Here is a 26,274-nt window from a genome sequence, read left to right as displayed (position 1 = left end):
CGCCGACGTCAGATCAGCCGCAGCTGCCGGTCGCTGGGACGCTTGCGGGTCGCTGACTCCTCGTCAACGGGCATCGTCAGTTCCGGTCCGATGGCGGCCAGGAACGGGGACGCCGCGGCCTCGCGCACCGTTTTGTAGCGGGTGCGCTCCCGTGCCCTGGACAGGTAAAGCCGCTGTTGGGCCCGGGTGAGGCCCACGAAGAACAACCGCCGTTCCTCGGCCTCGTCGTCGCGCTCGGCGCCCGGGAAGCGGAACGGCAGCATTCCGTCCTCGCACCCCACGAGGAAGACCACCGGGTACTCCAGACCCTTGGCGGCGTGCAGTGTGAGCAGCGCGACCCGGTCGGCGCGGGGGTCCAGGGCGTCCACCTCCGCACCCAGCGACAGCTCCGCCAGGAAGCCGGACAGGTCGTCACCGGCGCGAGCGGCGAGCGGCGCCACGAGCTCACCCGCTGTGCGCAGGTCCGTCACCGTCTCGGTGTCCGTGCCGGCGCGTTCGCACAGCGCGGCCACCGCCGCCCGGACCCGCTCGGTCAGCGGCCCCTGGGACTGGTGCGCCAGTTCCGCGGCGAGCGCCCGCACACCGGGGCGCGCCAGCAGACGGTCGTGGGAGCGCTTCTGGAACGGGATGCCCGCGTTGTCGAACGCGCTCATCAGCGCCGCGCTCTGCGCGTCGGTCCGGTACAGCACGCTGACGTCGCCGAACCCCAGACCGTCGTGACCGTCGTCGGTCACCCGCCCGCTGTCCAGGGAATGCAGGGAGGTCCCGCCGAGCAGCCGGTCGATGGCCCGCGCCACGAACGACGCCTCGGCCCGCTCGTCGGCGGCCACGTGCAGGCCGATCCTGGGCGGATCGGAGAAGTCGCCGACCGCGCGCAGTGCCCGCCCCGGAACCAGTGAGGTCGGGGCGATCGCCTGGACGGCGGCGGCCACGATGGTGGCGTTGGACCGGTAGTTGCGGGTCAACCGCACGCTGCGGGCGGCCGGGAAGTCCTGGGCGAACCGCAGGAAGAAGCCGACGTCGGCACCGCGGAAACCGTAGATCGCCTGGTCGGGGTCGCCGATCGCGGTGAGGTTGCCGTCGGCGGTGGTGAGCAGCCGCAGCAGCGCGTACTGCGTGCCGTCGATGTCCTGGTATTCGTCCACGCTGACCCACGGCCACCGGTCGCGGTAGGCCGCCGCAAGGTCGGGGTCGGCGTCCAGCAACCGCACGGGAAGCCGGAGCAGGTCGGTGAAGTCGGCCAGGTTCCGCTCCCGCAGCCTCCGCTCGTAGTCGGCCTCGGCAGCGGAGTCGTCGGTGCCGGTGTCGGAGTCCGGGGCGGTCCCGGCACCGCGGTCGCGCTGTGCCAGTAGTTTGCGCCCCTGCGCCTCGGACCCGCACAGCTCCGCGGCGATCACCAGGCGCTGCGCCTCGTCGGCGATGCCGAAGTCGCGGGTGAGTCCCGCACGCCCGGCCTGCTCGCGCAGGATCAGCGACCCCAGACCGTGGAAGGTGGTGACGGTCATCCGAGCGGCCTCGTCGGGGAGCAGCCCGGTCAACCGTTCGCGCAGTTCGTCGGCGGCCCGCCGGGTGAAGGTGATCGCCAGGCAGCCTTGCGGGGCCACACCGCGTTCGGCGACGAGGTGGGCGATGCGGTGGGTCAGGGTCCGGGTCTTGCCGGTACCCGGGCCGGCCACGATCAGCAGTGGCCCGGCCACGCGTTCCGCGGCCGCCCGCTGATCCGGGTCCAATCCGTCCAACAACCCCTGTGCCCGGCGCGGCTGACCATTGGACGCCTGGGGAAACAGCATGGGATCACCCGGCTGCTCCGCCGTCGGGCGATCCGGCTCGACGGGGTCCGTGGGCAACGGTTCCATCAGGGGGGCGGCAGGCGGTGCGGGACGCTTCGGGGCGGAGGGGCGCGTCGCCCGGCGTTTGGCCGGGGCGATCTCGTCCTCGCCGAAAAGCGTCATCGCCCCGGTCTCGGCGTGGAGCTCCTCGGGGGTGAACATCCGAATAACGCCGTATTCGCCGTCATAACCGGAATCCCGGATCACCGAACCGCGGCGCAACCGTGTGATGGCCTCGCCCAGCAGTTCGCCGCCGGCCCGGGACACCTCGTCCAGCGGGACCGAGTGCAGGATTTCCAGCTCGGGGCCGAGCGCCCCGACCAACCGCGCCACTTCACCCATGACGCGTTTGCTCTTGGGGCCCACTCCGACGATTTCCCCGACGATTTCGGGTAGGGGGACCAGGCTGGTGAATTGTGCGGAGCCGGGAACCTGGTAGCCCTCGTCCCGGTCGGCCAGCTCGTGCACGCGGTGGAAAACGCCGACCGTCAAGGGTTTTCCGCACACCGGGCACCGGCCTTTGTGCGCACGCGTCACCTCCGGGGTGAAGCGGATATCGCACTTGCGGTGCCCGTCGAGGTGGTACTTGCCCTCTTCGGGAAAAAATTCCACCGATCCGCGGAAGCCCGATCCGGTTTCCAGTGCGCGCTTGACCGAGTAGTAGTCCAGTTCGGTGTCGAACCGGCTCGCCTCGCGCGCGAGCATCGGAGGGGAGTGGGCATCGGAATTGCTCACCAGGGTGTAGGAATCCAGTGAGGAGACCATCCAGTTCATCGCCGGATCACTGGAGAGCCCGGTTTCAACCGCGAAGATGTGCCCGGCCAGATCGGCGTAGCAGTCCGCAATCGCGTCGAAACCCGACTTGGAGCCCAGTGCTGAGAACCACGGTGTCCAAATATGGGCGGGAACCAGATACGAGTCGGGGTCGCTGGAGAGGGTGATCTCCAGCAGGTCGCGCGAGTCCAGGCCGAGGATCGGTTGACCGTCCGACGCCAGATTCCCAATCTTTGCCAAATCGGCTGTTATGGTCCGCGCCGCGTCCATCGAGGGGGCGTAGAGCAAATGGTGGACCTTGCGGGTGCGGTCCCCGCGCTTATAGATGGTGGAAATCTCCACCGAAAGCATGAAACGCGGAAGGCGCTGACAACTGGGGGGCAGGGTACGCAACACCCGCGCTTCGGTTTCGGGGTTCAGCCGAAACAGGCCCGGCTCCGCGGGAACCAGATCGCGCTCCAGCTCGGCCCGCCAGGCAGGGTGAGTGAAGTCACCGGTTCCGACCAGCCCCACCCCCTTGCGGGCCGCCCACCAGGCGAGGTGTTCAAGGTCGCAATCCTTGCTGCAAGCCCGTGAGTACTTGGAGTGAATATGTAGATCTGCGTGGAACTCCACGGCTGGGTCCTCCCAATGCCCACGGCGGCAGGGCCTGCCGGTACTTACGGCACACTTAGGCGGCTGCTCGGTCCGTCCCGGTTACGATGCCACGATCCCACAACTTCCGAGCCTGGTTAGCCGGTAATGACCTCCGGTGCCGGTAGTCGTATACAGGCAGGTAATCTGTGCATTGTGGCCAAGAAGTCGGGGTCGTCTTGTTCGGCGTGAACCTTGCGCGCGGCTTTGCGGTCCATGTGAGTATTTCCAGGGGCCCGATCTGTACCCGATCCTTATCAGTTCGGCGCAGGTTGTGGGAGGGCGTCTTTCGTCCGCGCAGACGGGGTGTTTAGGGTGACCGACATCCTGCGGTCATGTCTCTCTTTGCTTACGGAAGATGATCCGCTAAAGCAGAAGCGGGGTGGCTTGCCAGAACAGTGACGCGGCTTGTCTATGATGACCGAAGCGTCTTTGCGGAGGCATCGCGCGTCCGGGCGGCCGAAGGCCCATGTGGCCATCCTCTACCTGGGGTAATCACTCCATAAAGTAACAACAAGGAGAAGGGAATCGGCTGCCGTGTGGGATGTATTGTCAGCCTTGCTCCCGCCCGCTGTTGTCGCAACGGTGTTCTGCACGATCGTCTACACCGTGCTCCGCAAGGAGATGGCGCCAAGGACTTCGGACGGGCGACTGGTCAAGGAAGCCGATGCCGAAGATGTCGATTCGACATCTGGTGTTGCACCCGAAGACGGCGCAAAGAGCGCACTCGCATCTCCCGGTGAACTTCCGGGTTCCCAACAGGGGCCGGAGGATCGGTAAGCGCCGTCGGTTAGGGAATGGGGCGCGGGCGCGCCGACCTTATCTGCCTCTGGTCGCATCCGCGGGGTGGGGTCGAGTGCCGCGCCCGAACTACTTTTTCGTCTGTCCCAAGTGGATAGTCAACGCGATTTTAGGTCTCACTTAATTGTCTTTACCGCTGTATGCGGTATAGCTTTATATTCAAGTGCTTACGCACTTCTCCGTTGAAAGGGCTGTTCCATGGCACAAAAGGTTCAGGTGCTTCTCGTCGATGACCTCGATGGTGGCGAGGCCGAAGAGACGGTCTCGTTCGCGGTCGATGGCTCCACCTACGAGATCGACCTCAGTGGCGACAACGCCAACAAGCTCCGCGGTGCGCTGGCGCCGTTCGTCGACGCCGCTCGCAAAGCTCCGGGCAAGGCCGGTCGCGCCGCTCGCGGCACCAAGCAGCGCAACGCCCCCAGCCGGGAGCGCAGCGCCGAGATCCGGGCCTGGGCCAAGGCCGCCGGCAAGCAGGTCAACGAGCGCGGTCGCATTCCGCAGTCGATCATGGACGAGTACCACGCCGCCCAGCGCTGATCGCCGCTCCGATCGGACGACCCCTTCGTGCCTCGCCGCTGATGGCATGAAAGCGGTCGGGCCCCGGTTGCAAAGCCATGGCCTGCCGCCCGAGCGCGACTCGGAAACGTTGTTCGCTAAGAGCAAATAATCGACGAACATGCATCACGGCCCGTGTTCTCTCACTCATTGAGAGGCGCGGGCCGTTCGCTTGCGGCGTACTTGGAACACCGAAGGCCCGATTGGTAGTTGGATGAGGGTGAACGCCCTATCGCTGGGGAAAGTCTCTTGCACGACTCATGTGCGGACGATCCGCGGTGGGTGTATTCGTGGGGCCGGTCGGGGAAACCCGGACGGCGCGGTGTGGACGGGTGCGGCAGCGCCCCTGGAGAGACTTTCTCGCCAAGGGCCGATATGCGGAAAAGTGAGGGTCGGAACTTCCGTCCCTGCCTGACCGCTCTGTGAGGAGCGACGAGACATGTTCGAGAGGTTTACCGACCGCGCACGGCGCGTGGTTGTCCTGGCCCAAGAAGAGGCCAGGATGCTCAACCACAACTACATTGGCACCGAGCACATCCTGCTCGGCCTCATCCACGAGGGCGAAGGCGTCGCGGCGAAGGCCCTGGAGAGCCTCGGCATCAGCCTGGAAGCCGTGCGCCAGCAGGTGGAGGAGATCATCGGGCAGGGCCAGCAGGCTCCTTCCGGGCACATTCCCTTCACCCCGCGCGCCAAGAAGGTCCTGGAGCTGTCGCTGCGCGAGGCACTCCAATTGGGCCACAACTACATCGGCACCGAGCACATCCTGCTCGGCCTCATCCGTGAGGGCGAGGGTGTCGCAGCCCAGGTGCTGGTCAAGCTCGGCGCCGACCTCAACCGGGTCCGCCAGCAGGTCATTCAGCTTCTGCACGGCTACCAGGGCAAGGAGCCCCAGGCCACCGGGGCATCCTCGGAGTCCACGCCTTCGACCTCCCTGGTCCTCGATCAGTTCGGCCGCAACCTGACGCAGGCCGCGCGCGAGAGCAAGCTCGACCCGGTCATCGGCCGGGACAAGGAGATCGAGCGCGTCATGCAGGTGCTGTCGCGCCGGACCAAGAACAACCCCGTCCTCATCGGTGAGCCCGGCGTCGGCAAGACCGCCGTCGTCGAAGGTCTCGCGCAGAAGATCGTCAAGGGGGAGATCCCCGAGACGCTCAAGGACAAGCAGCTGTATACGCTCGACCTGGGTGCACTGGTGGCGGGCAGCCGCTACCGAGGCGACTTCGAAGAGCGCCTGAAGAAGGTCCTCAAGGAGATCCGCACCCGGGGCGACATCATCCTGTTCATCGACGAGCTGCACACGCTGGTCGGTGCGGGCGCGGCCGAGGGCGCGATCGACGCGGCCTCCATTCTCAAGCCGATGCTGGCCCGCGGTGAACTGCAGACCATCGGTGCCACCACGCTGGACGAGTACCGCAAGCACCTGGAGAAGGACGCCGCGCTTGAGCGCCGCTTCCAGCCCATCCAGGTCGAAGAGCCCACGATCAAGCACACGATCGAGATCCTCAAGGGCCTGCGCGACCGCTACGAGGCGCACCACCGTGTGTCGATCACCGACGGTGCCCTGGTGGCAGCCGCCCAGCTGGCCGACCGCTACATCAGCGACCGCTTCCTCCCCGACAAGGCGATCGACCTCATCGACGAGGCCGGTTCCCGGATGCGCATCCGTCGGATGACCGCTCCGCCGGACCTGCGCGAGTTCGACGAGAAGATCGCCCAGGTGCGTCGGGACAAGGAATCCGCGATCGACGCGCAGGACTTCGAGAAGGCCGCCTCGTTGCGCGACGACGAGAAGCAGCTCCTGACGAAGAAGGCGCAGCGGGAGAAGGAGTGGAAGGCCGGCGACATGGACGTCGTCGCCGAGGTCAACGAGGAGCTCATCGCCGAGGTCCTCGCCGCCTCCACCGGCATTCCGGTCTTCAAGCTCACCGAGGAGGAGTCCTCCCGGCTCCTGCGTATGGAGGACGAGCTCCACCGCCGCGTCATCGGCCAGGAAGACGCCATCAAGGCGCTCTCCCAGGCGATCCGACGCACCCGCGCGGGCCTGAAGGACCCCAAGCGCCCGGGTGGTTCGTTCATCTTCGCCGGCCCGTCCGGTGTGGGCAAGACCGAGCTGTCCAAGACGCTGGCGGAGTTCCTGTTCGGCGACGAGGAGGCGCTGATCCAGCTCGACATGAGCGAGTTCATGGAGAAGCACACGGTCTCGCGGCTGTTCGGCTCGCCTCCCGGTTACGTCGGCTACGAAGAGGGCGGCCAGCTCACCGAGAAGGTGCGCCGCAAGCCGTTCTCCGTCGTGCTCTTCGACGAGATCGAGAAGGCCCACACCGACATCTTCAACTCCCTGCTCCAGGTGCTGGAAGAGGGGCGGCTCACCGACGCCCAGGGCCGCAACGTCAACTTCAAGAACACGGTCATCATCATGACCACCAACCTGGGCACCCGCGACATCTCCAAGGGCCAGGGGATGGGTTTCCAGCGGGCCGACGACACCAAGACGAACTACGACCGGATGAAGGCGAAGGTCAACGAAGAGCTCAAGACGCACTTCCGTCCCGAGTTCCTCAACCGTGTCGATGACACGATCGTCTTCCACCAGCTCACCGAGGCCGAGATCGTCACCATCGTGGACCTGATGGTCGCGCGCCTCGACGAGCGGCTCAAGGACCGCGACATGGGTCTGGAGCTGCGTCCGGCCGCCAAGGCGATCCTCGCCGAGCGCGGGTACGACCCCGTGCTGGGGGCCCGGCCGCTGCGCCGTACGATCCAGCGCGAGATCGAGGACAACCTGTCGGAGAAGATCCTGTACGGCGAGCTCAAGGCCGGGCAGATCATCATCGTCAACGCGGAGGGCACCGGAACCGACGCGAAGTTCACCTTCCGCGGCGTTCCCAAGCCCGAAGCGGTCCCCGACACCCCCCAGGTGGAGGAGTCCGCGACCCGCGGTGAATAGTAGGCACCGCCGCTAGCGGCACCGGCAACGATCAAGGGGGACGTTCCCACAGGGGCGTCCCCCTTGATCGTTGCCACAAGCCGTTTTGTCCCGCCTGCGCGGGCATGCTTCGGGTAGGGTCCTGACCGTGTCGCAACCGCCGGAGCAGCCCCATGGCAGTGGACCCCATCAGCCTCAGCGGGGTGCCGGCCCGCCCCCGCAGTCGGGGCCGCCCGGTCCACCGGGCTGGCAGCAGCAGCGGCCCGACCAGCAGCCGTCCGGACAGTGGCCGCCCCACGGCCACGAACAGCCGTCCGGCCAACCGCCTCCCGGGCAGGGGGCGCCCCCCGGCCAGTGGCCGCAGCAGGGGCCGCCGCCCGGGTATCCTCCGCAGCCCCCCTACGGGCAGGTCCCTTATGGACACCCCCAGCAGCCCTACTACGGTCCGCAGTCCGGAGCCTCCCCGTTCGCACCGGGAGGCTTTCCGCCCGGACCGGGCGACCGGTCTCCACGGCGCTCGTCGAAGCTGCCCTGGATCCTGGGCGGTGTAGGAGCGGTCGTCCTCGTCCTGATCAGCGCGCTCGTCCTGGTCCTCGTGCTCGGCAAGGAGACGGGGCCCCACCCGGGGCTGGCCGCGGGCCGCGTGGAGCCGGGCGACGTCGAGGGCGTACAGACCTTCGACGACCTGTCGTTGGACCATGTGAGCGGCACCGTTGACTATCCGCAGAACCCGCCGGCCGGTGGTCCGCACAACGAGAAGTGGCTGAACTGCGGCATCTACGACGCCCCCGTTCCGGCGGAGAACGCGGTGCACTCCCTGGAGCACGCCGCGGTCTGGATCACCTACGACGCCGCACTCGACCACGACCAGGTGCAGGCGCTGCACAGCCGGTACTACCCCGGCTCCTACCTCATCATCAGCCCGGTCGAGGGACTGCCCGCCCCGGTCGTCGCCTCGGCGTGGGGCAAGCAGCTCGGACTGGACGACGCCACCGACCCCCGGCTGGACGCGTTCATCAACGCCTACGAGATGAGCATGAACGCACCCGAGCCGGATGCCCCGTGCTCGGGAATGGTCGGCAACCCCGTTCGCTGAGCCCGCCCCGGCCGGGCCGGTCCGCACCCCATCCGGTGCGGGCCGGCTCAGCCGGGAAGCGCGTACTCCCCGCTGTCCAGCGGGTCCACGAGTCCGTCGGAGATCAACGCGTCCAAGGCGCGCTCACGCTGCACCGAATCCTCCCAGACCACATCCAATGCCGACTTGTTGACCGGCCCCGGGGCCTCGCGCAGCACGGCCAGTAGTTTGCCGCGCACCTGCCGATCGGTGCCCGCGTAGGTCTGCCCGCGACGCGGCGGACCGTCGTGCGGCGGCTTTCCGGCCAACACCCACGCACAGTCCGCGATGACCGGGCAGCTCCCGCACGCGGGAGACCGGGCGGTGCACACCAGGGCGCCCAGTTCCATGACCGCCACCCCCCAGCGCGCCGCCACGGCCGGCTCCTCGGGCAACAGAGACTCCGCCAGCGCGAATTCGGCCTTGGCCGGGGCCTTGGGCGGATACTCGATTCCCGTCTCCAGGCGGGCCAGGACCCGGCGCACGTTCGTGTCCAGGATCGCGTGGCGCTGGCCGAAGGCGAAACTGGCCACCGCCGCCGACGTATACACGCCGACCCCGGGCAATGCCAGCAACTCGGCGTGCGTCTCGGGGACGTTCCCGCCGTGCCGCTCGACGATGGCGGTGGCACACGCGTGCAGATTCAGCGCGCGTCGCGGATACCCCAGGCGGTTCCACATCCGCACCGCCTCGCCGGAAGGCTCGGCGGCGAGGTCGGCGGCGGTGGGCCAGCGCCGCATCCATGCCTCCCAAGCAGGCAGTACCCGGGCCACCGGGGTCTGCTGGAGCATGATCTCACTCACCAGGATGCTCCAGGGAGTGGCTGACTCGGTCCGCCAGGGAAGATCGCGCGCGTTGCGCTCGTACCAGGCGAGAACCGTTGTGCGGTAAGGGTTTTCGTTCATGCGCAATCCGAATTTCAACGGCGGGTCGGGTAGGTGCAAATAATGAAAGCCGGGATACTACGCCCATGGCTTCGACTGCTGGACACCCCGGACCGGTGAGCAGGGGAACGTACTGGAAACGGCGTGTCTTCCTGCTGATCGGGCTGCTCGTGGTACTGACCCTGTTCGCCTATGCCTGTTCGGGCTCGGATTCCGAAAACGCCGAACGGGCGGCCAACGTCGAGGATTCTGCGTCGGAGGGTCCCGCCCCGGGGGCGTCCCTGCCGCCCAGTATCCCAGCTTCGCCCTCCGCGGACCCCTCGGCCAGCGCAGAACCCAGCGCATCGCCCAGCGGTGACGCTGACAAGGACGGCGAGAGCGGGGGTGGGGCCGGCGCAAAGGACGACTCCAAGGACGAGGGCGACGAGAAGTCCGAGGCGAAGAACGGCGGCGGCTCCTCCGGCGGTGACGCCGGACCCAAGCGTGCCGAGGACCCCTGCCGCGTCGAGGACGTCGTGGTGACGCTGAGCACCGACAAGACCGACTACGGGTCGGGCGTCAAGCCCCGGTTCCGGCTCACCGCGGTCAACACCGGCGACCAGACCTGCACGGTGGACGTCGGAGACAAGGCGATGCAGCTGCGTGTCACCTCGGGCGAGGACCGCATCTTCTCCACCGCGGACTGCGTCGAAGGGACGGCCGCCACCGACAAGCAGCAGCTGCGCCGCGGCATCCCGCACATCAGCGACGTCAACTGGGACCGCAAGCGGTCCTGGACCGACTGCCGCGGCTCCGATGTTGACGCGCGCCCCGGGACGTACGTGGTCACCCTCGACAGCGACTACGACGCGGGTGCCGAGGCACAGGTCTTCCGGCTCAACTAGTCCGCGCCGTTTCGGCGGGTGGGCCGCGATCCGCACTGCGGGTCGCGGCCCACCCGCGTGCCGAGGGCAGGTACGGGGACAGGCCGCGCCCGCCCCTCGGCGGGACGTCAGGCGGGACGGCGACGCAGCGTGATGTTGGCGTTGGCCCCGGTATCCGGACTGACCACGACCTCCTGCCCGGCGGCAATGCCCTCCACGGTGAACTCGGCGTCCACCGGGACGTTGCGCTTGACCAGACCCAACGCGATCGGACCGAGTTCGTGGTGGCGCGCGGAACTGCCCACGAAGCCCACCGCGCGTCCGTCGAGTTCGATCGCGCTGCCCCGTGCTGGAAGCCGCTCGGCCGTTCCGTCCAGGTGCAGCATGACCAGACGGCGCGGCGGACGTCCGAGGTTGTGCACGCGCGCGACCGTCTCCTGGCCCGGGTAGCAGCCTTTCTCCAGATGCACGGCCGCGCCGATCCACCCGGTCTCGTGGGCGATGGTGCGGTGGTCGGTGTCCAGGAACAGCCTCGGGGAGTGCGCGGCGATCCGCAGCGCCTCGTAGGCCCACAGGCCGGCAGGGCGCGCACCCGCGGCGGTCAGCGCGTCGGCTGCGGACTCCAACGCCTCCCGCGGCACGAAGAGGTCGGTCTCGTGCTCGGTGGTGCGCACGGGAGCCTCGACCGCCGAGGGCAGGGCCGAGGCCAGGGCGGCCACCGCGTCGCCGCGTCCCGGGCCGAGGAGGGTCAGTACGGCGTACTCCTCGCTGAGGTCCGTCACCTCCACGCGCATCATGAATCGCATCGAGTCCAGGAACCGGGTGAGCTCCGCAGCGGTACCGGGCTCCACGTGCGCCCACAACGCCGAGCCGTCGTCCACGACGAACAGGTGGTCGTGGATGTGCCCCTTGGCGTCCATCCGCAGGGTCTCGGTCGCCGTGCCCGGGGTGATGGATTCCAGAGCCTGGCTGGTCATGCTGTGCAGCCATCCGAGCCGGTCGGCACCGGTCACCCGCACCACGCCCCGGTTGCTGCGGTTGACCCACCCCGTCGCACGCTCCAGTGCGCGTTGTTCCTGGGCGGGCTCTCCGTAATGGGCGGCGACGGCGGAGTCGGGAGCCTCGGCGGCCACGGCGCCCGGGCGATTGAGCAGCGGCGAAGTCATGGACCAAAGCCTATGTCCCGTTCGGGGCGCACCGTCGGCGTCCACCCCGGGGCCGGTCACCGGGAATGAACGGGGGAGAAAGGCCGGCTCCGGTGGCGTCCGCCAAGCCCGGAGGGGCCGTGTGCGGCGGTCGCGGAAAAACATTTGCCCCTGCGCCGGGACGCGACGTACCGTCGGAGGCACGCAAGAGAGGAGGTGGTCCGAAAGTGCATTCTTTTAGGACTCGCGAGGTGTTCGTCCGCTAGGGCGAGCCGCTTTTCGGATCGCTCCGGCGAATCCGCGATGGACACCCAGACCCTCGGGCGGCCGGCTTTGTCCAACCGGCCCTGGTCACCCCGACCGGATAAGACGCCCGGGGGTCTGTCCATGCCCGCATGCGCGGCCGCCGCACCGGTGGGCCGTCGATCCCCACGGTGCACGACGACCGCCTCCCTGCCTCCCCCCACCGGTACGGGGCCGGGGGAGGCAGCCCCCGGCAGGACGTACGGCGGTCCTACTTGTCGATCCGCTTCAGTTGCGCGGACATGTACGACTGGAGCTCGTGGCCGTCCGCGGCGAGGTCCCAGGCGTAGCCCAGCGTCTCGCGGTCGTCGCCGAAAAGGCCGTAGAGGCGGTGGCTGCCGGTGACACCCAGTCCGGTCTCGGTGCGCATCACGACGTCGGTGTAAAGCTCCACCCGGCTGGCGAAGATGGTTCCGAGGTAGACCTCGTTGAACCCCTCCGGATGCGACAGCAGCACCTCCAGGTGCACGCCGGGCTTGTCGTCGTCGGTCTTCTCGCTGTCGTCGCCCAGTCGGACCCGCCAGTAGCCGGACTCCGACGTCACCGGCTCGCCCAGTTTGCCGTCCGCGTCCAGGCGCCACACCTGGCTGCTGTAGCTCAGGTAGGGGTGTCCCTGGTGGGTGAATTCGACCTCCTGGCCGAACTGGAATTCCTCGGCGCCCTCGTAACCTGCGACGCCGACGCCTTCCCAGCGGCCGACGAGGAAGGACAGTTTCGCGAGGTCGGGGTGAAGGTCAGGCTGCATATCCCCAAGGTTATCGGCGCCGGGGACTTCCCGTACCCCTACACCCCGGTCGGTTGGCGGCGATCATCGCGACCGGGCATTCGTCTCTCTCTTCGCGGGTGTCCACCCGCCATTCGCACCGGGGCCCACCCGGCTCGGTACCACTGTGATCGGCGCTGTCGGCGGGACTCCTGAGTGCCGGATATCCCGGCCAATCCTGGTAAAGAGGAAGCAACGGGTCCCAGGACGCAGGATCATAGATATTCTGCGGCGTTCGACGATTGGAAAGAGGCGGCTTTAATGCTGGTAATCGGGACGGCCCTCCTCCTCGGCGCGGCGATCCTGGTACCACTCGCCTACCTTGCGATTCGGAGGGCGAACGCCCGGCGCGCTCTCGCCGAACTGCGGCCCTCCGCCCTGGTCGGTATGGCCGGCGACGACGTCACCCTTTCCGGTGTCGCGGTAGCCGGCCCCAACGGAGTGCTGGAATCGCGGCTGGCCGGGGCCGTCTGCGTCTGGCACGGGCACGAGGTGCTGCGCCATTTCGCGACCTGGGAGGAGCGGCAGGGCGCTGAGCGTGAGCGGGTGACGGGCAACGACTCCATCGCCGATCACACCTCGCCCGAGCTCTTCGGTGTCGTCGTGTCGGAGGGGGCCCGGCCCTCCCGACCGCTTCCCCTGCTGGTGGACCCCGAGGACGCCCACGTCGAGGGCGTGCACATGTGCCTGCAACGCGTGATCGGCCGGCCGCAGAGGGGTGTCCCCGCCCCGGCCGACGACCTGCTCGGCCGGGTCAAAGGGCGTATTTCCGGGATCTTCCGGGGGGAGACCATCGAGTTCGAGTACCGCGAGTGGGTGATCCGTCCCGGTGATCGGGTCACCGTGCGCGGCCGGGTCGAACTGCGCGAGGGGCACCCGGTCCTGGTGGCTCCCCGGGACGGCCGGCTCGGGATCGCGCTCGGCGGGACCGAGGAGGAGGCGCCCCCGGCAGGTGCCGCCGGGGGAGTGCTGCTGGGCGCGGGGGCCGCTGCGGCAGGCGTTGCGGGGCTGGCCCTGGTGCTCGTGGCTTCTTTGTGAAGCGTGCGTCGGGAGCACTACGCTTTGGCCATGAATCGCGCGTTGGTTATCAAGGCGACAGCCGGTGAGGACGCCCCCGAACGCTGCAATCAGGCGTTCACTGTTGCGGCCGCGGCCGTGGCCAGTGGGGTGCGGGTGTCCCTGTGGCTCACCGGGGAGGCCAGCTGGCTGGCGGTTCCCGGCAGGGCCGCGAAGTTCACCCTCCCCCATGCCGCGCCGCTGAACGATCTTCTGGACCTCGTGCTGGCCCAGGGCACGGTGACCGTGTGCACGCAGTGCGCGGCCCGGCGCGAGCTGACCGTTGACGACCTCGTTGACGGCGTGCGTATCGCGGGCGCGCCCAGCTTCGTCGAGGAGATCACCGAAGAGGGCGTGCAGGCGCTCGTCTACTGACGGGCAGCCGCCCGGCCCGGCCGCCCGTTGCGACAACGGAGCGGCGGCCGGGCCGGCGGACCTGGCGGACTACTGGGACGTGCACGCCGTGCCGTTGAGGGTGAACGTGCCGGGTGCGGGGTTGGTGCCGCTGTGGGAGGCGTTGAAGCCCAGCGTGACATTGCCGCCGGGGGCGATCGCCCTGTTCCACGCCGCATTGGTCACCCGCACGGTGGAGCCGCTCTGCGACCAGGTCCCGTTCCACCCGTTGGTGACGGACTGACCGCTGGAGAAGGTCCACGACAGTTCCCAGCCGTCAATGGCCGTCGTACCCGGGTTGGCGACGGTGATCGCCCCGGTGAAACCGTTGTTCCACTGGTCGGCCACCGAGTACCGCACCGCGCACGTCCCGTTTCCGGGTTCCCCCGGTTCCTCGGGGGGAGTGCCGCCCAGCAATTGGTACACCGAGTTCCACGCGGGCTTGGGCCGGTACTGCGCATCGTGCATCAGCGCCGCCCCTTCACCGGGGAAGGTGTCGGGGATCCAGGAGAGGCCGTCGGTGACCCCCCAGACCGTGACGCCGATGCAGCCGTCCACCGCGATGCAGCTCTGGAACACCGAGCGGTAGTCGGCGGCCTGGGTCTGGAGTTTGGCGTCGGTCACGGGAAGCTGCATACGGATGTCCAGCTCGGTGATGGCCACGTCGAGCCCGAGGTCGGCGAAGCGCTGCATGTTGGCCGCGAACGTCGAAGGCACCTGGCCGATGATGATGTGGCCCTGGATGCCGATCCCGTCCAACGGGACGCCCGCCGCCAGCAGTTCCACGGCCAGGTTGTAGAGGGCGTTGCTCTTGGCGTTGATTCCCTCGATGTTGTAGTCGTTGATGTAGAGCTTGGCGCCGGGGTCGGCCGCGCGCGCCCAGCGCAGCGAGTCCGCGATGTAGTTGACGCCGAGGTTGTCGTACCAGATCGTCCCGCGGTAGCTGCCGTTCTCGTTGAAGGGTTCGTTCACCACGTCCCAGGCGTATACCCGGCCCTCGTAGCGTCCGGCCTGGACCGCGATGTGCTCGCTCAGGATCGTGCGGAGCTGGGCCGGGGTGAAGTTGCCCGATGTCAGCCAATTGGGCTGTTGGCTGTGCCAGACGAGGGTGTGCCCGCGCACGATCTGGTCGTTGGCCTCTGCGTAGGCGACGATCTGGTCGGCGGGGCCCCAGTTGTACTGGCCGCGGGTGGGTTCGACCGACCCCCATTTCATCTCGTTTCCGGGGGTGACCGCTTCGTACTCGCGACCCACGATCGCCTCGTAAGCGGGGATGGAGGCCAGCGGCGCGGCTTCGATGCCGTTGCCGACATGGATCCCGGCGGCCGCGGCAAGCTCCCGCAAGGGGGTGGGGTCGGCGGCCTGGGCGGTCGGGGCGGTGAGCAGTCCTGCTGCGCACAGCCCGGTGGCGAGGAGGCCGAGTAGTCGGGTCGCGCGACGGTGACGGTTGTCCGTCATGGTCGTTTCCTTTCGTGTGAGGACGCATCACTGCTTCTGCGCGGCCGGCGTGCCCCCTCAGGTGCCGGTCCAGGGTGCCGCATAATTTGGGAGCGCTCCCAAATTATGCGGACAGTGACGAATCTAACACCGTCCGGTTCGGGAGAAAAGAACGAATCCGCCCCGACCGCCCGCAGACGCGCCGGGCCTCACACGTCCAGGACGACCGTGAACGGGCCCTCGTTGGTCAGCGAGACCGACATGTCCGCGCCGAACTCACCGGTCTCGACCCGGGCCCCCAGCGCGCGCAACTCCTCGACCACCCGATCCACCAGAGGTTCGGCCACCGGCCCCGGAGCCGCGGCCTGCCAGGTGGGCCGGCGCCCCTTGCGCGCGTCGCCGTACAGGGTGAACTGGCTGACCACCAGCAGGGGGGCGTTGACGTCCGAGCACGACTTCTCCTCCGCCAGCAGCCGCACCGTCCACAGCTTGCGGGCCAACTTCGCGGCCTCGGCGGTGCCGTCGGTGTGGGTCACGCCCACGAGCGCCATCAGTCCCGGCTCGGTGATCGACCCGACGGTGCGCCCGCCCACGGTCACCGAGGCGTGGCTGACCCGCTGTACTACCGCTCTCATGTCCGTTCCTCGGGGTGGATGGGTTCAGCCCAGCGCGCGGAACTGCCGCGTGTTGGAGATGACGCCGGACAGCGTCAGGGTGAAGGTCTTGATGGAGTCGGCGAAATCGTCCAGACCCCAGTTCTCCGGACCGTGGTACCAGGGCAGCTCGGCCTCCTCCTCCGAACCCGCCGCCGCCAGGATGCGCGCCCACCGCTCCACGTTGTCGAAGATGATCGCGTAGGGAAGGTAGCGGGAGAACAACTGCACCCGGCGCCCCGGAGGGATGTCCTCCACCCCCGCACGGTGCAGGTACGCGCGAAAGCCCAGTGTGTGGGCGAACACCGCGCTTCCCAGTCGGGTCTTGGCCGGCATGTACTGCGCGCCGACGGTGACCGCCGCGCCGGCGATGACAATGGCCAGCCCGGTGAACGCGGCGCTCGTGTAGGTCGCCAGGACGATGGTTGTCACCACTCCGAACACCGTCAGCCCGATGCCGGTCGTCGTCCACTGGTTGCGCTCCAGGTTGGGCTTGCGCGCGAACCAGCGCAGTCGGACCATGTCCCGGTACAACTCGTTGCGTACTCCGGCCAGGCGCTGGGCGAACCCCTCGCCCAGCTCCGACAGTCGGATCGAGTCCCGGTCGTAAAAGAGGGCGTCCAACAGGAGCTGTTCGTAGGGGAGCAGGGCCTGCTCGCCACGCCGACCGGCACGTTCCAGCAGCCAGTCAACCGATGCGAAGTGCTCGTGCGGTAGTTCTTCGATCGTCAGGTAGCCGCGCACCGCAAGGTCCAGCACGGTCGCGGTGATGTCCACGACGTCGGCCTGTTCGTCGATGAGCGTGCCGATCTGCCCGGGGTGCACGTCGTCGGGCGGATGGAAGCGCAGCGTCCCGCCGCCCTCCTCCACCGGAGCGTGGTCGCCCAGCCTGGCTTCGGCGCGCAGCGCCCGCTCGTCGCGGCCGCGCACCCGGATCAGTACGACCAGGCCGCCCACCAGCACCACCAACAGCAGCCCGAATACGCTCCCGGTCGCCGGAGTGATCGCGAACGCCGAGGTGAGCGACCAGTTCTTGCTCAGGATGTGCGCGCTCCGGGCAGCGCTCCCCGGATAGCTCACCACGATGCTCAGCGTCTGGCCCGCGCCCAGGTCGGCCTGGAGGAACCGAGCGATGAGCGCCTGGTGGCCGCCCATGTCGGAGGAGGTGCAGTAGATCGAACTGCGCGGATCTCCGGCGGCGCACGACAGCGCCAGCGGTGGCCGCTCGGCGTCCACCGTCACCTTCGTCTCGTCAACGGGCAGGCTGTAGCCGCCCACGGCCGTCCACTCCAGTTCCAGCCGGTCGCCCAGTTGTCCGGCGGTGCCCTCGACGGTGTAGTCCAGTACGACCTCGGAGGCCCCGGCCACGGCGATGTCGGCCGTCAACACGGTGCCGTTCTCGGAGGTGGCGACCTCGACCGGCGCACCCTCGCCGTTGACGGCCTTCAGGCCGCTCAACCGGTACAGGCGGTCATGATCGGTGTCGTAGGGCTCGCGGATCACGAAGTCCCGGGTGAACTCCTCGGGTCCTCCGCCGCCGAAGGCGATGCGTTCCTCGGCGTGCAGAACGCCCTCGCGGTCGAGTACCAGTGAGATCTCGTTCACGATTTGGCCATTGACGACCGCACCCGGAAGTGTCGAGTGTGTGGGGGGCTCGCTCTCCGAGGCATGGGAGGCATGGGCGGTAAAGGGCAGAGCGAGCAACGCGAGAGCCGCCGCCCCGGCCATCGCACGGGCAACAGTGCACACGGAGCCCGACACCGGTTCGGGCTGACACCACCACATGGCGGATCAGCCTATCGGCCGGTGTCGGCCGCCGCCCGAGCCAGGTCAGGCAGGAGCTGCCCCATTTGACCCGTCATAATCGTGAAGGCGAGTTGTGCGGTAGACCGTCGCCACGAGCCGGGCCCGCCGGAAGGGACGCAGAACATGGGCAAGCCGAGCCGCCGCAGCGCCACCGACGCAGGGGCCGAGTACGCGCTGCCCGTACACGCTGCCAAGCCTCGTCCCCACCTGGGTATCGGCGTCATGGTGGTCCTGATCACCGGCCTGGGAGCCGTCGCGCTCGCCGGATTCGTCACCGTCGCGGCGTTCTTCGACGGCGGCAACCGGCCCGCGCCCTCCACGGCAGCCCCTGCCCACGGGCCCGCCGTCCGGCAGGACGACACCATGGCCGTCAGCAACCACGACGACGGGCTCGACGCCAACCGGCTCTACAGCAGTGGGCGCCTCGCCGAGGTCGCCTGCGAGGCACCCCGGCTGCACCCCAGGGACGCGACCTCCATGGAAGTCTTCCTGCACACCGTCACCGACTGCCTCGACGAGTCGTGGGGCGAGCACTTCGCGGACTCGGCGATGCCGTTCGAACCACCCAACCGGGTCTACTGGTACGCCTCCGGGCAGAGCCCGTGCGGCAACTATCCCGTCGAAGGAACCTCCGCGTTCTACTGCCAGGCCAACCAGGGGCTTTATCTCGGGGTCGCAGACATAGTCGAGACGTCTGCGGGTACTGGCGACGCCGAGGCGTACGGCTTCCTGCTCAGTCACGAGTACGGTCACCACGTGCAGGGCGAAGCCGGCATCCTCGACCGCTACCAGGACGAGCGCAGCGGCCAGGGGACCTCTGCCGACCGTGACCTGTGGACCCGGAGAGGCGAACTCCAGGCCAACTGCCTCGGGGGCGTCTTCCTGGGATCGGTGGCCGACAGTTTTCCGATCGGTGGCGAAGGGCGGGCGAATATTCTCAAGGACGTCGGGCTGCGCTCGGACCGTGGTGACGACCGTACGCACGGGACCCCGCAGAACGGGCAGATGTGGACGGACCACGGTATGGACCGCCAGGACCCGGCGGCCTGCAACACCTGGGACGCCAGAACGGAACTGGTCAACTGAAAAGGGCAGCGCCACGGGCGCGTGAGCGTGGGGGCGGGACGTGAACGGAGACGGGCGGGAACCGGGGGCGGACGCCTCGTTGCCTCCGGCCCGGTGGGCCGCGCTCTGCTTCGCACTGGGGGCGGTGGCACTGGCGCTGGGAATCCTGGTGTGGAACGCGGCCACCCCGGCCGTCGAGGAGCCCGCGCCGACCGCCCAGGGCGACCGCCACGCGGTGCCCGGCGTCGAGACGAGCGCCGAGGCCGATTCCCGTAGCGGGCTCTACCAGGGACGTCCCACCGGAGAGACCGCCCTGCTGGACAATCCCCTCTACACCACCGGCCGGTTGGCCCCGTTGCCCTGTCCCGCCCCCGAACTCGACGTCACCGACCAGGTGTCGATGGGGGAGTTCCTGCACACGGTCAGCGACTGTCTGGACCAGGCGTGGGCCGCCCAGTTCGCCAAGGCCGGCATCCATTTCGATCCGCCGAGCCGCGTCTTCTGGGACGAACCGGGGACGAGTCCCTGCCGCGAGTACCCCTCCAGCGCGGGGGCCTTCTACTGTCGTGCCAGCAAGAGCGTGTACATCGGTACCGCCGACATCGTCGAGAAGTGGAACGGTACGACCGACAGCGTCGTCTACGCCTCGCTGCTCGCCCACGAGTACGGCCACCACGTGCAGGGCGAATCGGGGCTGCTGGAGTACTACCACGAGCGCCGCGGCCTGGAACCCGATCCGGCGGAGCAGAGCGGGTGGACCCGGAAGGGGGAGCTTCAGGCCAACTGCCTGGCCGGTGCGTTCCTGGGCGCGATCCAGGTCACCTACCCCCTCACCGGCGGCGACCGTGACCTTCTACTGGCCGATGCGGCTGCCACCGCCGACCGGGAGGGAAGCACCGACGAGGAGCGTACGCACGGCTCCCCGGCCAACAGCGTGCTCTGGATGGAGCACGGCATGGAGCATCAGGACCCCGGGGCGTGCAACACCTGGGTGGCCGATGACGAGGTCCTCCAGTAGTTCCTCGGCGCGGGGATCGGACAACGAGGGCCGGCAGGAACGAGAAGCGCATCTAGTTACCAATTGGTTTCTCAGGGTCACATGTGCGCACCGATTGGGCGGATCGGGGCGATTGCGGGCACCGGAAGCGGAATGATCGGACCTATGCCCGACGAGCGCGCGGTCGAACTGCGTATCCACGGTGTCAGCGGCGGTCCGGCCGACGAGCTGTTGGACGTCGAGCCCGCGATGCGGGTCTCCGGCGACGACCTCGCGGCTTTCTACCATTACCGTTTCGAGCGCGACACCAGAACCCTTCCCGGGGTGCCGCGCGAAGTCTTCGCCTGGGGCAACCTCACCTCCGGGCGCTCCTCCCGGGCACTGTGGCTGCTGCTCCTGCCCTTCATGCTCGCCAACGTCGCCTACTGGATGCGGCCCCGGCGCCTTCTCGGTGAACCGACGGTCGCGCACCGCATCGCCGACGCCGGCTACGACGTGCTGGTCCGGCTGCTGGCCCTGAGTCTCACCGTGCTCATGGTCCTCGCCGCAGCCGGGATCGGCATGGACCTTTTGGCCTGGCAGTGCACGGCCTACGGTGCGTCCTGCGCCGAGCTGCGCCCCTGGTTGGGCTTCCTCTCCGCGCCCGGTGCGGTCCTCGCCGAACCGGGGCGGGCCCTGGCCGTGGGCGCCCTCCTGCCGATGGCCGTGACCACCGTGCTGTGGCGGCTCTCCCGCCGCACGGACGCCACCTACGAGGCCACGTCCGCGCCCACCGGGGTCCGCGCGCCCAACGCACCCCTCAGCCACCCCGAGTTCTGGCGCAACAGTCCGGCGATGGGCCGGCTGCGCTCGGTGCACGTCGCCCTGGCGGTGTCGGTGGTCGCGGCGCAGCTTCTGGTGCCCGCTCTGCGCAACGACGTGGAGACGTCCCTGGCGATCGCGGGGTGGACCCTGGCCGCGCTCCTGGCAGCGGCCGCTCTTCTCGCGGCCCTGGGGGCGTTGCTCCCGGGCCGCACCCGTCTGGAGCCCTTCGCGAGCACGGCCTGTCGAATCCTGCGCGACGTATCCCTGGTGCTCCTGGCGGCGACGCTCCTCTACGCCGTCTGGCACCGACCGGACTGGACCGCCGAAGGAGCCCTCCCCGGGTACTCGGTGGTCCTCAACAGCCTGTTCGCCCTTCAGTGCGCCCTGGTCGGACTCCTGTTGCTGACCGCTGTCGTGCTGTATCGGGGGGCCAACGCCCATGTCGGCACCGCGATGCGCGGGCTGGCCGGGCCCGCAGTGGCCGCGTTGGGGGTCCTTCTGGGCGGAGTCTTCTCCGCCGCGCTGGTCTACCAGGCCGCCGGCTGGTTGGGCGGTTGTTACTACCCCGGGGCCGAGGCGACCGGATGTCTCCTCTTCCGGCCGCCCAGCGCCTACGCCTGGCTCCAGCTCGCCTTCACCTTCGAGGCGGCCATCGGACTGTTCGCGTTTGCGATGCTGTGGGTGGTGGCACGCAGGCGTACCCGGCAGCAGCGTGCGCAGACCGCCGCGCGTTACCGACGCCATCCCGATTCCCCGCGCACCCGCCGGATCGCCTCGGCCCGGGCCTTGGGGACGATGACCGAGTTGCTGCCCGCCTGCCTGGTCGCACTCCTGCTTCCGGTCGTCCCGCTCGTAGGCGTCGTGCTCTATGCCGTGGTCACGGGCACCCTCACCGCATCGCCCCAGGAGGACGCCGAGCTCAGCCCGGCCACCATGACGGCCGGTGCCGCCGACGGGGTCCAGGAGGTCATCACGGCCATGGTCACCGTCGGGTCGTGGCTGGGCGGCGCGTTCCTGGTGGCACTGGTCTGGCTGGGGCGTAGCGCCTATCGCAGCCAACCCACCCGTCAGGCGGTGGGGGTTCTCTGGGACATAGGGACCTTCTGGCCGCGGGGAGCCCATCCCCTGGCCCCGCCCTGCTACGCCGAGCGGGCCGTCCCCCAACTCGCGGCCAGGGTGGCGGCGCTCACCGGGAAGGGGACCGGAGTGGTGCTGTCCGGGCACTCCCAGGGGTCGGTGCTGGCGGCGGCCACCGTCTGGCAGTTGCCCGCACGATGCAGGAAAGAGGTCGCGCTCATCACGCACGGATCGCCGCTCTACCGCCTCTACGCCCGTTACTTCCCGGCGTACTTCGGCACGGCCGCCCTCAGCGAGCTTCGGGGCAGGGTGGCCTGGTGGCGCAATCTCTGGCGGCTGACCGACGCGGTCGGGGGGCCGGTGCACACCGACGACGACACCGTGGGGTTCGCCGAACCGCTGCCCGACCCCCGCCACTTCGACCACCAGGAGGGGGAAGCGCTCTACCCCGAAATCCTGGGCCACTCCTGGTACACCCGTGATCCCGCCTACCGGGCGGCGGTGCGGGCAGCGGTGCGTCGGCTGGGCGAGACCAGGGCCTGCGGCGGTGGCGGACGCGTCCCGCCGCAAGCGGGGCTACCAGGGGCCGTAGGGCCCGTCACCGGGGCGGGTGATGCTGCGGACCGCGGGACGAACATCCAGCATGAAGATCAACGCCACGACCAGCGATAGGAAGACCAGGAACGCGCCGTACCCGAGAGTGGCGCTCAGCGACAGCAACGACCCCAGGGACAGCAACCCCACCCACAGGCCCTTGGTCTGCTTGTCCATCGCCGGGAACGCCTGGGCCGGTGTGCGTGCCGCCTCCACCAGGGCGTACAGGCTCGTTACGAAGATCGCCAGGAAGATGGCCCTGAACAGCAGATCCATGAAGGTCATGGTGTACATGTGAGCACCCGGCCCTTGCCTAGCGTTTAGGAGGATTCTTGCTCAGGATAAACGCGCAGGATGCGTGAATGGTGCCCGAGCGCGCGGCCCGAGTCACATGGGAAGGTTCCACAGTCCCAGCGTGGTGGCCATGAGCGCGGCCGACCCCAGCAGGACCGCTGTCGAGGTGGTCCGGGACAGCCGCGCACCCGGGTTGAGAAGTCGGGATACCCGGGTCAGGACTTCCGGTTGGTCGGGGTTGGGCACGACCGCCATGGCGCCGGCGGGGACCGTGGGATTTCCGGCGGTGCCGAACCGGACCAGCGCGGTCGCCAGCTCGCGGGGCGAGTGTGCGCGGCGGGCCTGGTCGTCGGCGCACATCTCGATGAGCAGCGCCACGGAGTTGTAGCAGGTCGCCATGAACCGAACCCGTGGAAAGGCCCGCTTGAGCGAGGAGAAGGGCAGCAGCACGAGGTCGTGACGCTGGCGCAGGTGCGCGTGTTCGTGCGCCAGGACGGCGGCGAGCTCCTTGCGGTCCAGCATCGCCAGGGCGCCCGCGCTGATCACGACCTGGGGGTTCAACACCCCGGGCAGGCAGTAGGCGGCGGCTGCGGGGTGGTCCAGCACCCGGGCCCCCGGGACATCGGGATCATCCCGGCCCACGAGCTCCAGCAGGTGGCGGTGACGGCTTCGGGTTCGCAGCACTTGGACGAAGGAGAGCACCAGGCCCCAGAAGAGCAGCAGGGTCAGGCCCACCGCCGCGACGATTGCCACACCCCGCAGCGCGCCCAGGCGGGGGTCGGCCAGTTGCGGAAGCATCAGTCCGTGTGCCGCGGCGTCGCGCACCAAAGCGAACAGGCCGCCCACGACACCGCGTTCATAGGGGGTCAACCCAAGGGCCAGCAACGCTCCGATAGTGGAGATCCCCCAGGCCAGGCCGAGCGCCTGCCAGGCGATGATCGCGACATAGGGGCCCCGGGCCGGCCACTGGGCCCGCCTGAGGTGGGTGGCGGCGAGGAGGCAGCTGCCCGAGATCATCGCGAGCAGCACGGCACTGACCATTCGGTTACGTCCTAGGGCTCGTCACTCTCCGCGAGCGCGCGGCGGAGCGCTTCGGCTTCCGGGCCGCTCATCGAACGGACGAAGGCGGCCAGCGCGGCATCCCGGTCACCCGTCTGGCCCAGCGCGTCGAACATGAGCTCGGAGACGTAGTTCTCCCGGCTGGCTGCCGGACGGTAGCGCCACGCGCGTCCCTCGCGGGTGCGTTGCACAACTCCCTTCTTGGCGAGTCGATCGAGCACCGTCATGACGGTCGTGTGCGCGAGATCGCGGTCAGACAGGGCGCGACCCACGTCCCGAACCGTCATTGGCTCGATTCTTTCCCACAGTACATCCATCACCGCACGTTCAAGATCACCGAGCCGATTCATGTGGTCAGTTTACTTCCAGTAGTACTACGACGCGTAGGGGGTACCTGTTCTGGCCCTTTCGGCTGCGGGCGCGCCGAAGCGTCGCGTGCCACAAGCGCTCGGAGGGCGGTGGCGGCGGGAACCCGGGGTCAGGTGCGGGCATGGGGGGCGACCCGGCCCGAGAAGGCGCAACACGCCGATGAGATCGGAGCGTAGTCAAAGAAAAACGGAGGGTGACTAGTTGGCGCCTGGTCGTAAATAGTCCGTGTGGGCCATACCCGAAATGGGCCTAATGGGGTCTGGCCGCCCACCCGTCCCAGACCGTAATTTCTTGACCAGCGGGGAGACAAGAATTTCCACACCGATCCGACCCCCTGAATCGGGTGGTAGGGGAATTCCCCTCCGCTGTCTGCCTGATACCGCGCCATCGGGCTGAATTACCACAAAACAACACATGTGATCTTTGGGAGTGGGACAACATGTGGCAAAAAGAATGGGCGTCGCAGGGCGCCTGTCGGGAAATGGATCCGGATGCCCTTTTTGTGCAGGGGGCGGCGCAGAATCGTGCCAAGCTCATCTGCCGGGGTTGTCCGGTTCGTACCGAGTGTCTGGCCGATGCGCTGGACAACCGGGTGGAGTTCGGTGTCTGGGGAGGGATGACCGAACGAGAGCGGCGGGCATTGCTGCGTCGCCGGCCCGAGGTCGAGAACTGGATCGAACTGCTTGAGAGCGCTCGACGCGCCTACCAACAGGACGACGAGTCCCTGGACGTCGCAGCCCCCCGGTAGTCGTCGCCGCAACGGCGGCGTCCCCCGGACGCGAGATGAGGGGTTCCGCGCGCTCGTGCGTGCGGGATCCCCGCGTTGTCCGGCACCTGTGGACCGACCTGCCCCGCGCCGCCGGTGCTCTGCCGCGCCCACCGGATCCGTACCCCCGGCGCACCGCGTACCGATCGGGGTGCGCTTTGCCGAACCGATCCGGTGCCTCGGCTACCCTCGGTGAGGCGATGGCGGGTTGTTGGTCCTTTTTCCAGTCGCCGCCTACGCTGTCCTTGTCTCCGCGCTCGCCGAGCTGCCCCCTGGAGCGAATCCCTGACCTTGAGGAACAGTGCGTGTCCAGGAAGTTCTCGGTCAAGACCGCCGCTATCGCCGCCTCATCACTGGCGGTGATGGTCGCGTGTTCCGTCGCCGTCCTCCCGTCCGCCGCCGGCGACACCGAGGACGCGGCTTCGGGCTTTCCCTGGGCCGGTTCCGACCGAGCACTGTCCCAACTGGTGGGATACGAGGGCCTGCACCCGCGCCCGGGAAGCGTCGCCGTATGCGACTCGGGCAGCAGCGACGAGATCCTCACGGTCCCCGACGACACCGCCCCCGGCGGCCAACGCGAGATCTGGGTCCGGCGACCTCCCGGCCCCGACACCGCCGATCGGCCGGTCCTGTACTTCCTGCACGGTTCGACCGGGACACCCGACTGGCTCTGGGACAACGACCTCGGACCGCTCATGGACAAGGCCATGTGCCGCGCGGGTGTCGAGTTCGTCCTCGCCGCGCCCCACGGCCAGGAGGTCGGCAACCGCGACACCGAGTGGGGGGACGCGGTCAACGGCAGCTACTCGATCGAGAGCTTCGTGACCGGCGCCGCGATCGATGCGGTCGAGGGCGACCAGCAGCGTCCCCGGGCACTGCGCGCGATCGGCGGAGTCTCCATGGGCGGTTACGGCGCCGCGGCCCTGTCCCTGCGCCATCCCCAGAAGTACGCCCAGGCGATCAGTTGGGCCGGGTACTTCAAGGTGGACGACCCCTCGGGCACCTTCGGCGACACCCCCGACGAGCACGCCCCCGACCAGCTCCTGGACACCCCCGGAGCCCACGACATCCGTTTCATGCTCATTGAGGGGACCGAGGACCACACCCCCTTGCAGACCGGCAGTATCCACGGTGAGGCCCAGCGTTTCTCCGGCCTGCTGACCCGCCACGGAATCGAGCACGAGACACTGCTCACCCCGGGCGGCCATGACATGGCGGCATGGGGGCCCACCTTCCCCGACGCGGTCGAGTTCCTTGTACAGGAGTGGGTGCAGCCCTTCGAGCTGCCCGAGCCGCCGCCCACGGACTGACTTT

At 68.7% G+C, this 26,274-nt stretch carries 21 protein-coding genes; 11 read left to right on the top strand and 10 right to left on the bottom strand.

Going from position 1 to position 26,274, the window contains the following annotated elements:
• Nucleotides 1-8: 8 nt before the first annotated feature.
• The gene (locus AC0VYP_RS22235) at nucleotides 9-3,218 is read right to left on the bottom strand and encodes a UvrD-helicase domain-containing protein (RefSeq protein WP_475471662.1); all 3,210 of its coding nucleotides are present in this window, start codon (nucleotides 3,216-3,218) and stop codon (nucleotides 9-11) included.
• Between the two features lie 1,017 nt (nucleotides 3,219-4,235).
• Here AC0VYP_RS22235 and AC0VYP_RS22230 point away from each other — a divergent pair.
• The 3 genes from AC0VYP_RS22230 (at nucleotide 4,236) to AC0VYP_RS22220 (ending at nucleotide 8,614) form a co-directional block, all read left to right on the top strand.
• On the top strand, nucleotides 4,236-4,574 hold the full coding sequence (locus AC0VYP_RS22230) for a histone-like nucleoid-structuring protein Lsr2 (protein WP_285758449.1): 339 nt from the start codon (nucleotides 4,236-4,238) through the stop codon (nucleotides 4,572-4,574).
• 457 nt (nucleotides 4,575-5,031) lie between these two features.
• Entirely contained in the window at nucleotides 5,032-7,539 is a 2,508-nt protein-coding gene (locus AC0VYP_RS22225) for an ATP-dependent Clp protease ATP-binding subunit (protein WP_475471661.1), read from the top strand.
• Between the two features lie 127 nt (nucleotides 7,540-7,666).
• On the top strand, nucleotides 7,667-8,614 hold the full coding sequence (locus tag AC0VYP_RS22220) for a DUF3105 domain-containing protein (protein ID WP_475471659.1): 948 nt from the start codon (nucleotides 7,667-7,669) through the stop codon (nucleotides 8,612-8,614).
• Between the two features lie 47 nt (nucleotides 8,615-8,661).
• Here the strand turns inward: AC0VYP_RS22220 and AC0VYP_RS22215 are convergent, their stop codons facing one another.
• Nucleotides 8,662-9,537 carry an HhH-GPD family protein gene (locus AC0VYP_RS22215; protein WP_475471658.1) on the bottom strand — a complete coding sequence of 292 codons (876 nt, stop codon included), beginning with the start codon at nucleotides 9,535-9,537 and terminating at the stop codon, nucleotides 8,662-8,664.
• A 65-nt stretch (nucleotides 9,538-9,602) separates the two neighbouring features.
• Between AC0VYP_RS22215 and AC0VYP_RS22210 the strand changes: the two genes are divergently transcribed.
• Nucleotides 9,603-10,400 (top strand): ICP22 family protein, encoded by a 798-nt coding sequence (locus AC0VYP_RS22210; RefSeq protein WP_285758456.1) that lies wholly within the window; start codon nucleotides 9,603-9,605, stop codon nucleotides 10,398-10,400.
• Between the two features lie 107 nt (nucleotides 10,401-10,507).
• Here AC0VYP_RS22210 and ygfZ read toward each other — a convergent pair whose 3' ends face one another.
• Nucleotides 10,508-11,545 carry a CAF17-like 4Fe-4S cluster assembly/insertion protein YgfZ gene (gene ygfZ / locus AC0VYP_RS22205; protein ID WP_475471656.1) on the bottom strand — a complete coding sequence of 346 codons (1,038 nt, stop codon included), beginning with the start codon at nucleotides 11,543-11,545 and terminating at the stop codon, nucleotides 10,508-10,510.
• A gap of 493 nt (nucleotides 11,546-12,038) precedes the next feature.
• Nucleotides 12,039-12,572 (bottom strand): nitrobindin family protein, encoded by a 534-nt coding sequence (locus AC0VYP_RS22200; protein ID WP_285758460.1) that lies wholly within the window; start codon nucleotides 12,570-12,572, stop codon nucleotides 12,039-12,041.
• A gap of 279 nt (nucleotides 12,573-12,851) precedes the next feature.
• On the opposite strand from AC0VYP_RS22200, the gene AC0VYP_RS22195 reads away from it, so the two are divergent.
• Both AC0VYP_RS22195 and AC0VYP_RS22190 read left to right on the top strand, forming a co-directional pair.
• Nucleotides 12,852-13,628, top strand: coding sequence for a hypothetical protein (locus AC0VYP_RS22195; RefSeq protein ID WP_475471654.1), 777 nt, complete (start codon nucleotides 12,852-12,854; stop codon nucleotides 13,626-13,628).
• A 30-nt stretch (nucleotides 13,629-13,658) separates the two neighbouring features.
• Nucleotides 13,659-14,021 carry a DsrE family protein gene (locus AC0VYP_RS22190; protein WP_285758462.1) on the top strand — a complete coding sequence of 121 codons (363 nt, stop codon included), beginning with the start codon at nucleotides 13,659-13,661 and terminating at the stop codon, nucleotides 14,019-14,021.
• Between the two features lie 69 nt (nucleotides 14,022-14,090).
• Here AC0VYP_RS22190 and AC0VYP_RS22185 read toward each other — a convergent pair whose 3' ends face one another.
• The 3 genes from AC0VYP_RS22185 to AC0VYP_RS22175 all read right to left on the bottom strand — a co-directional run bounded on the left by AC0VYP_RS22185 (nucleotide 14,091) and on the right by AC0VYP_RS22175 (nucleotide 17,914).
• A complete protein-coding gene (locus AC0VYP_RS22185; protein WP_475471652.1) occupies nucleotides 14,091-15,497 on the bottom strand; it encodes an endo-1,4-beta-xylanase in 1,407 nt (468 codons plus the stop codon).
• Between the two features lie 188 nt (nucleotides 15,498-15,685).
• The gene (gene dtd / locus AC0VYP_RS22180) at nucleotides 15,686-16,111 is read right to left on the bottom strand and encodes a D-aminoacyl-tRNA deacylase (protein WP_475471650.1); all 426 of its coding nucleotides are present in this window, start codon (nucleotides 16,109-16,111) and stop codon (nucleotides 15,686-15,688) included.
• Nucleotides 16,112-16,135: 24 nt separating this feature from the next.
• The gene (locus AC0VYP_RS22175) at nucleotides 16,136-17,914 is read right to left on the bottom strand and encodes a DUF2207 domain-containing protein (RefSeq protein ID WP_475471648.1); all 1,779 of its coding nucleotides are present in this window, start codon (nucleotides 17,912-17,914) and stop codon (nucleotides 16,136-16,138) included.
• Between the two features lie 144 nt (nucleotides 17,915-18,058).
• Here AC0VYP_RS22175 and AC0VYP_RS22170 point away from each other — a divergent pair, with 144 nt between their 5' ends.
• From AC0VYP_RS22170 to AC0VYP_RS22160, 3 genes are all read left to right on the top strand, one after another.
• Entirely contained in the window at nucleotides 18,059-19,021 is a 963-nt protein-coding gene (locus AC0VYP_RS22170; RefSeq protein ID WP_475471646.1) for a neutral zinc metallopeptidase, read from the top strand.
• 40 nt (nucleotides 19,022-19,061) lie between these two features.
• The gene (locus tag AC0VYP_RS22165) at nucleotides 19,062-20,018 is read left to right on the top strand and encodes a neutral zinc metallopeptidase (protein ID WP_285758467.1); all 957 of its coding nucleotides are present in this window, start codon (nucleotides 19,062-19,064) and stop codon (nucleotides 20,016-20,018) included.
• 144 nt (nucleotides 20,019-20,162) lie between these two features.
• Nucleotides 20,163-22,550: a hypothetical protein gene (locus AC0VYP_RS22160; protein WP_475471644.1), complete on the top strand. Its 2,388-nt coding sequence runs from the start codon at nucleotides 20,163-20,165 to the stop codon at nucleotides 22,548-22,550.
• On the opposite strand, the gene AC0VYP_RS22155 is transcribed toward AC0VYP_RS22160, so the two are convergent.
• The 3 genes from AC0VYP_RS22155 to AC0VYP_RS22145 form a co-directional block, all read right to left on the bottom strand.
• Complete coding sequence (locus AC0VYP_RS22155) at nucleotides 22,455-22,757, bottom strand: DUF2516 family protein (protein ID WP_285758776.1); 303 nt, start codon at nucleotides 22,755-22,757, stop codon at nucleotides 22,455-22,457. The genes AC0VYP_RS22160 and AC0VYP_RS22155 overlap by 96 nt on opposite strands.
• A 102-nt stretch (nucleotides 22,758-22,859) precedes the next feature.
• On the bottom strand, nucleotides 22,860-23,807 hold the full coding sequence (locus tag AC0VYP_RS22150) for a M56 family metallopeptidase (RefSeq protein ID WP_285758469.1): 948 nt from the start codon (nucleotides 23,805-23,807) through the stop codon (nucleotides 22,860-22,862).
• 11 nt (nucleotides 23,808-23,818) lie between these two features.
• Nucleotides 23,819-24,175: a BlaI/MecI/CopY family transcriptional regulator gene (locus tag AC0VYP_RS22145; RefSeq protein ID WP_285758471.1), complete on the bottom strand. Its 357-nt coding sequence runs from the start codon at nucleotides 24,173-24,175 to the stop codon at nucleotides 23,819-23,821.
• 458 nt (nucleotides 24,176-24,633) lie between these two features.
• Between AC0VYP_RS22145 and AC0VYP_RS22140 the strand changes: the two genes are divergently transcribed.
• A complete protein-coding gene (locus AC0VYP_RS22140; protein WP_285758472.1) occupies nucleotides 24,634-24,942 on the top strand; it encodes a WhiB family transcriptional regulator in 309 nt (102 codons plus the stop codon).
• Between the two features lie 323 nt (nucleotides 24,943-25,265).
• The gene (locus AC0VYP_RS22135) at nucleotides 25,266-26,270 is read left to right on the top strand and encodes an alpha/beta hydrolase (RefSeq protein ID WP_475471642.1); all 1,005 of its coding nucleotides are present in this window, start codon (nucleotides 25,266-25,268) and stop codon (nucleotides 26,268-26,270) included.
• Nucleotides 26,271-26,274: the final 4 nt, after the last annotated feature.

It is taken from the genome of Nocardiopsis sp. iso_186, from assembly GCF_056173365.1.
Note: the sequence above shows the minus strand (reverse complement) of the source record. Positions and strands in the feature narration are given on the sequence as shown.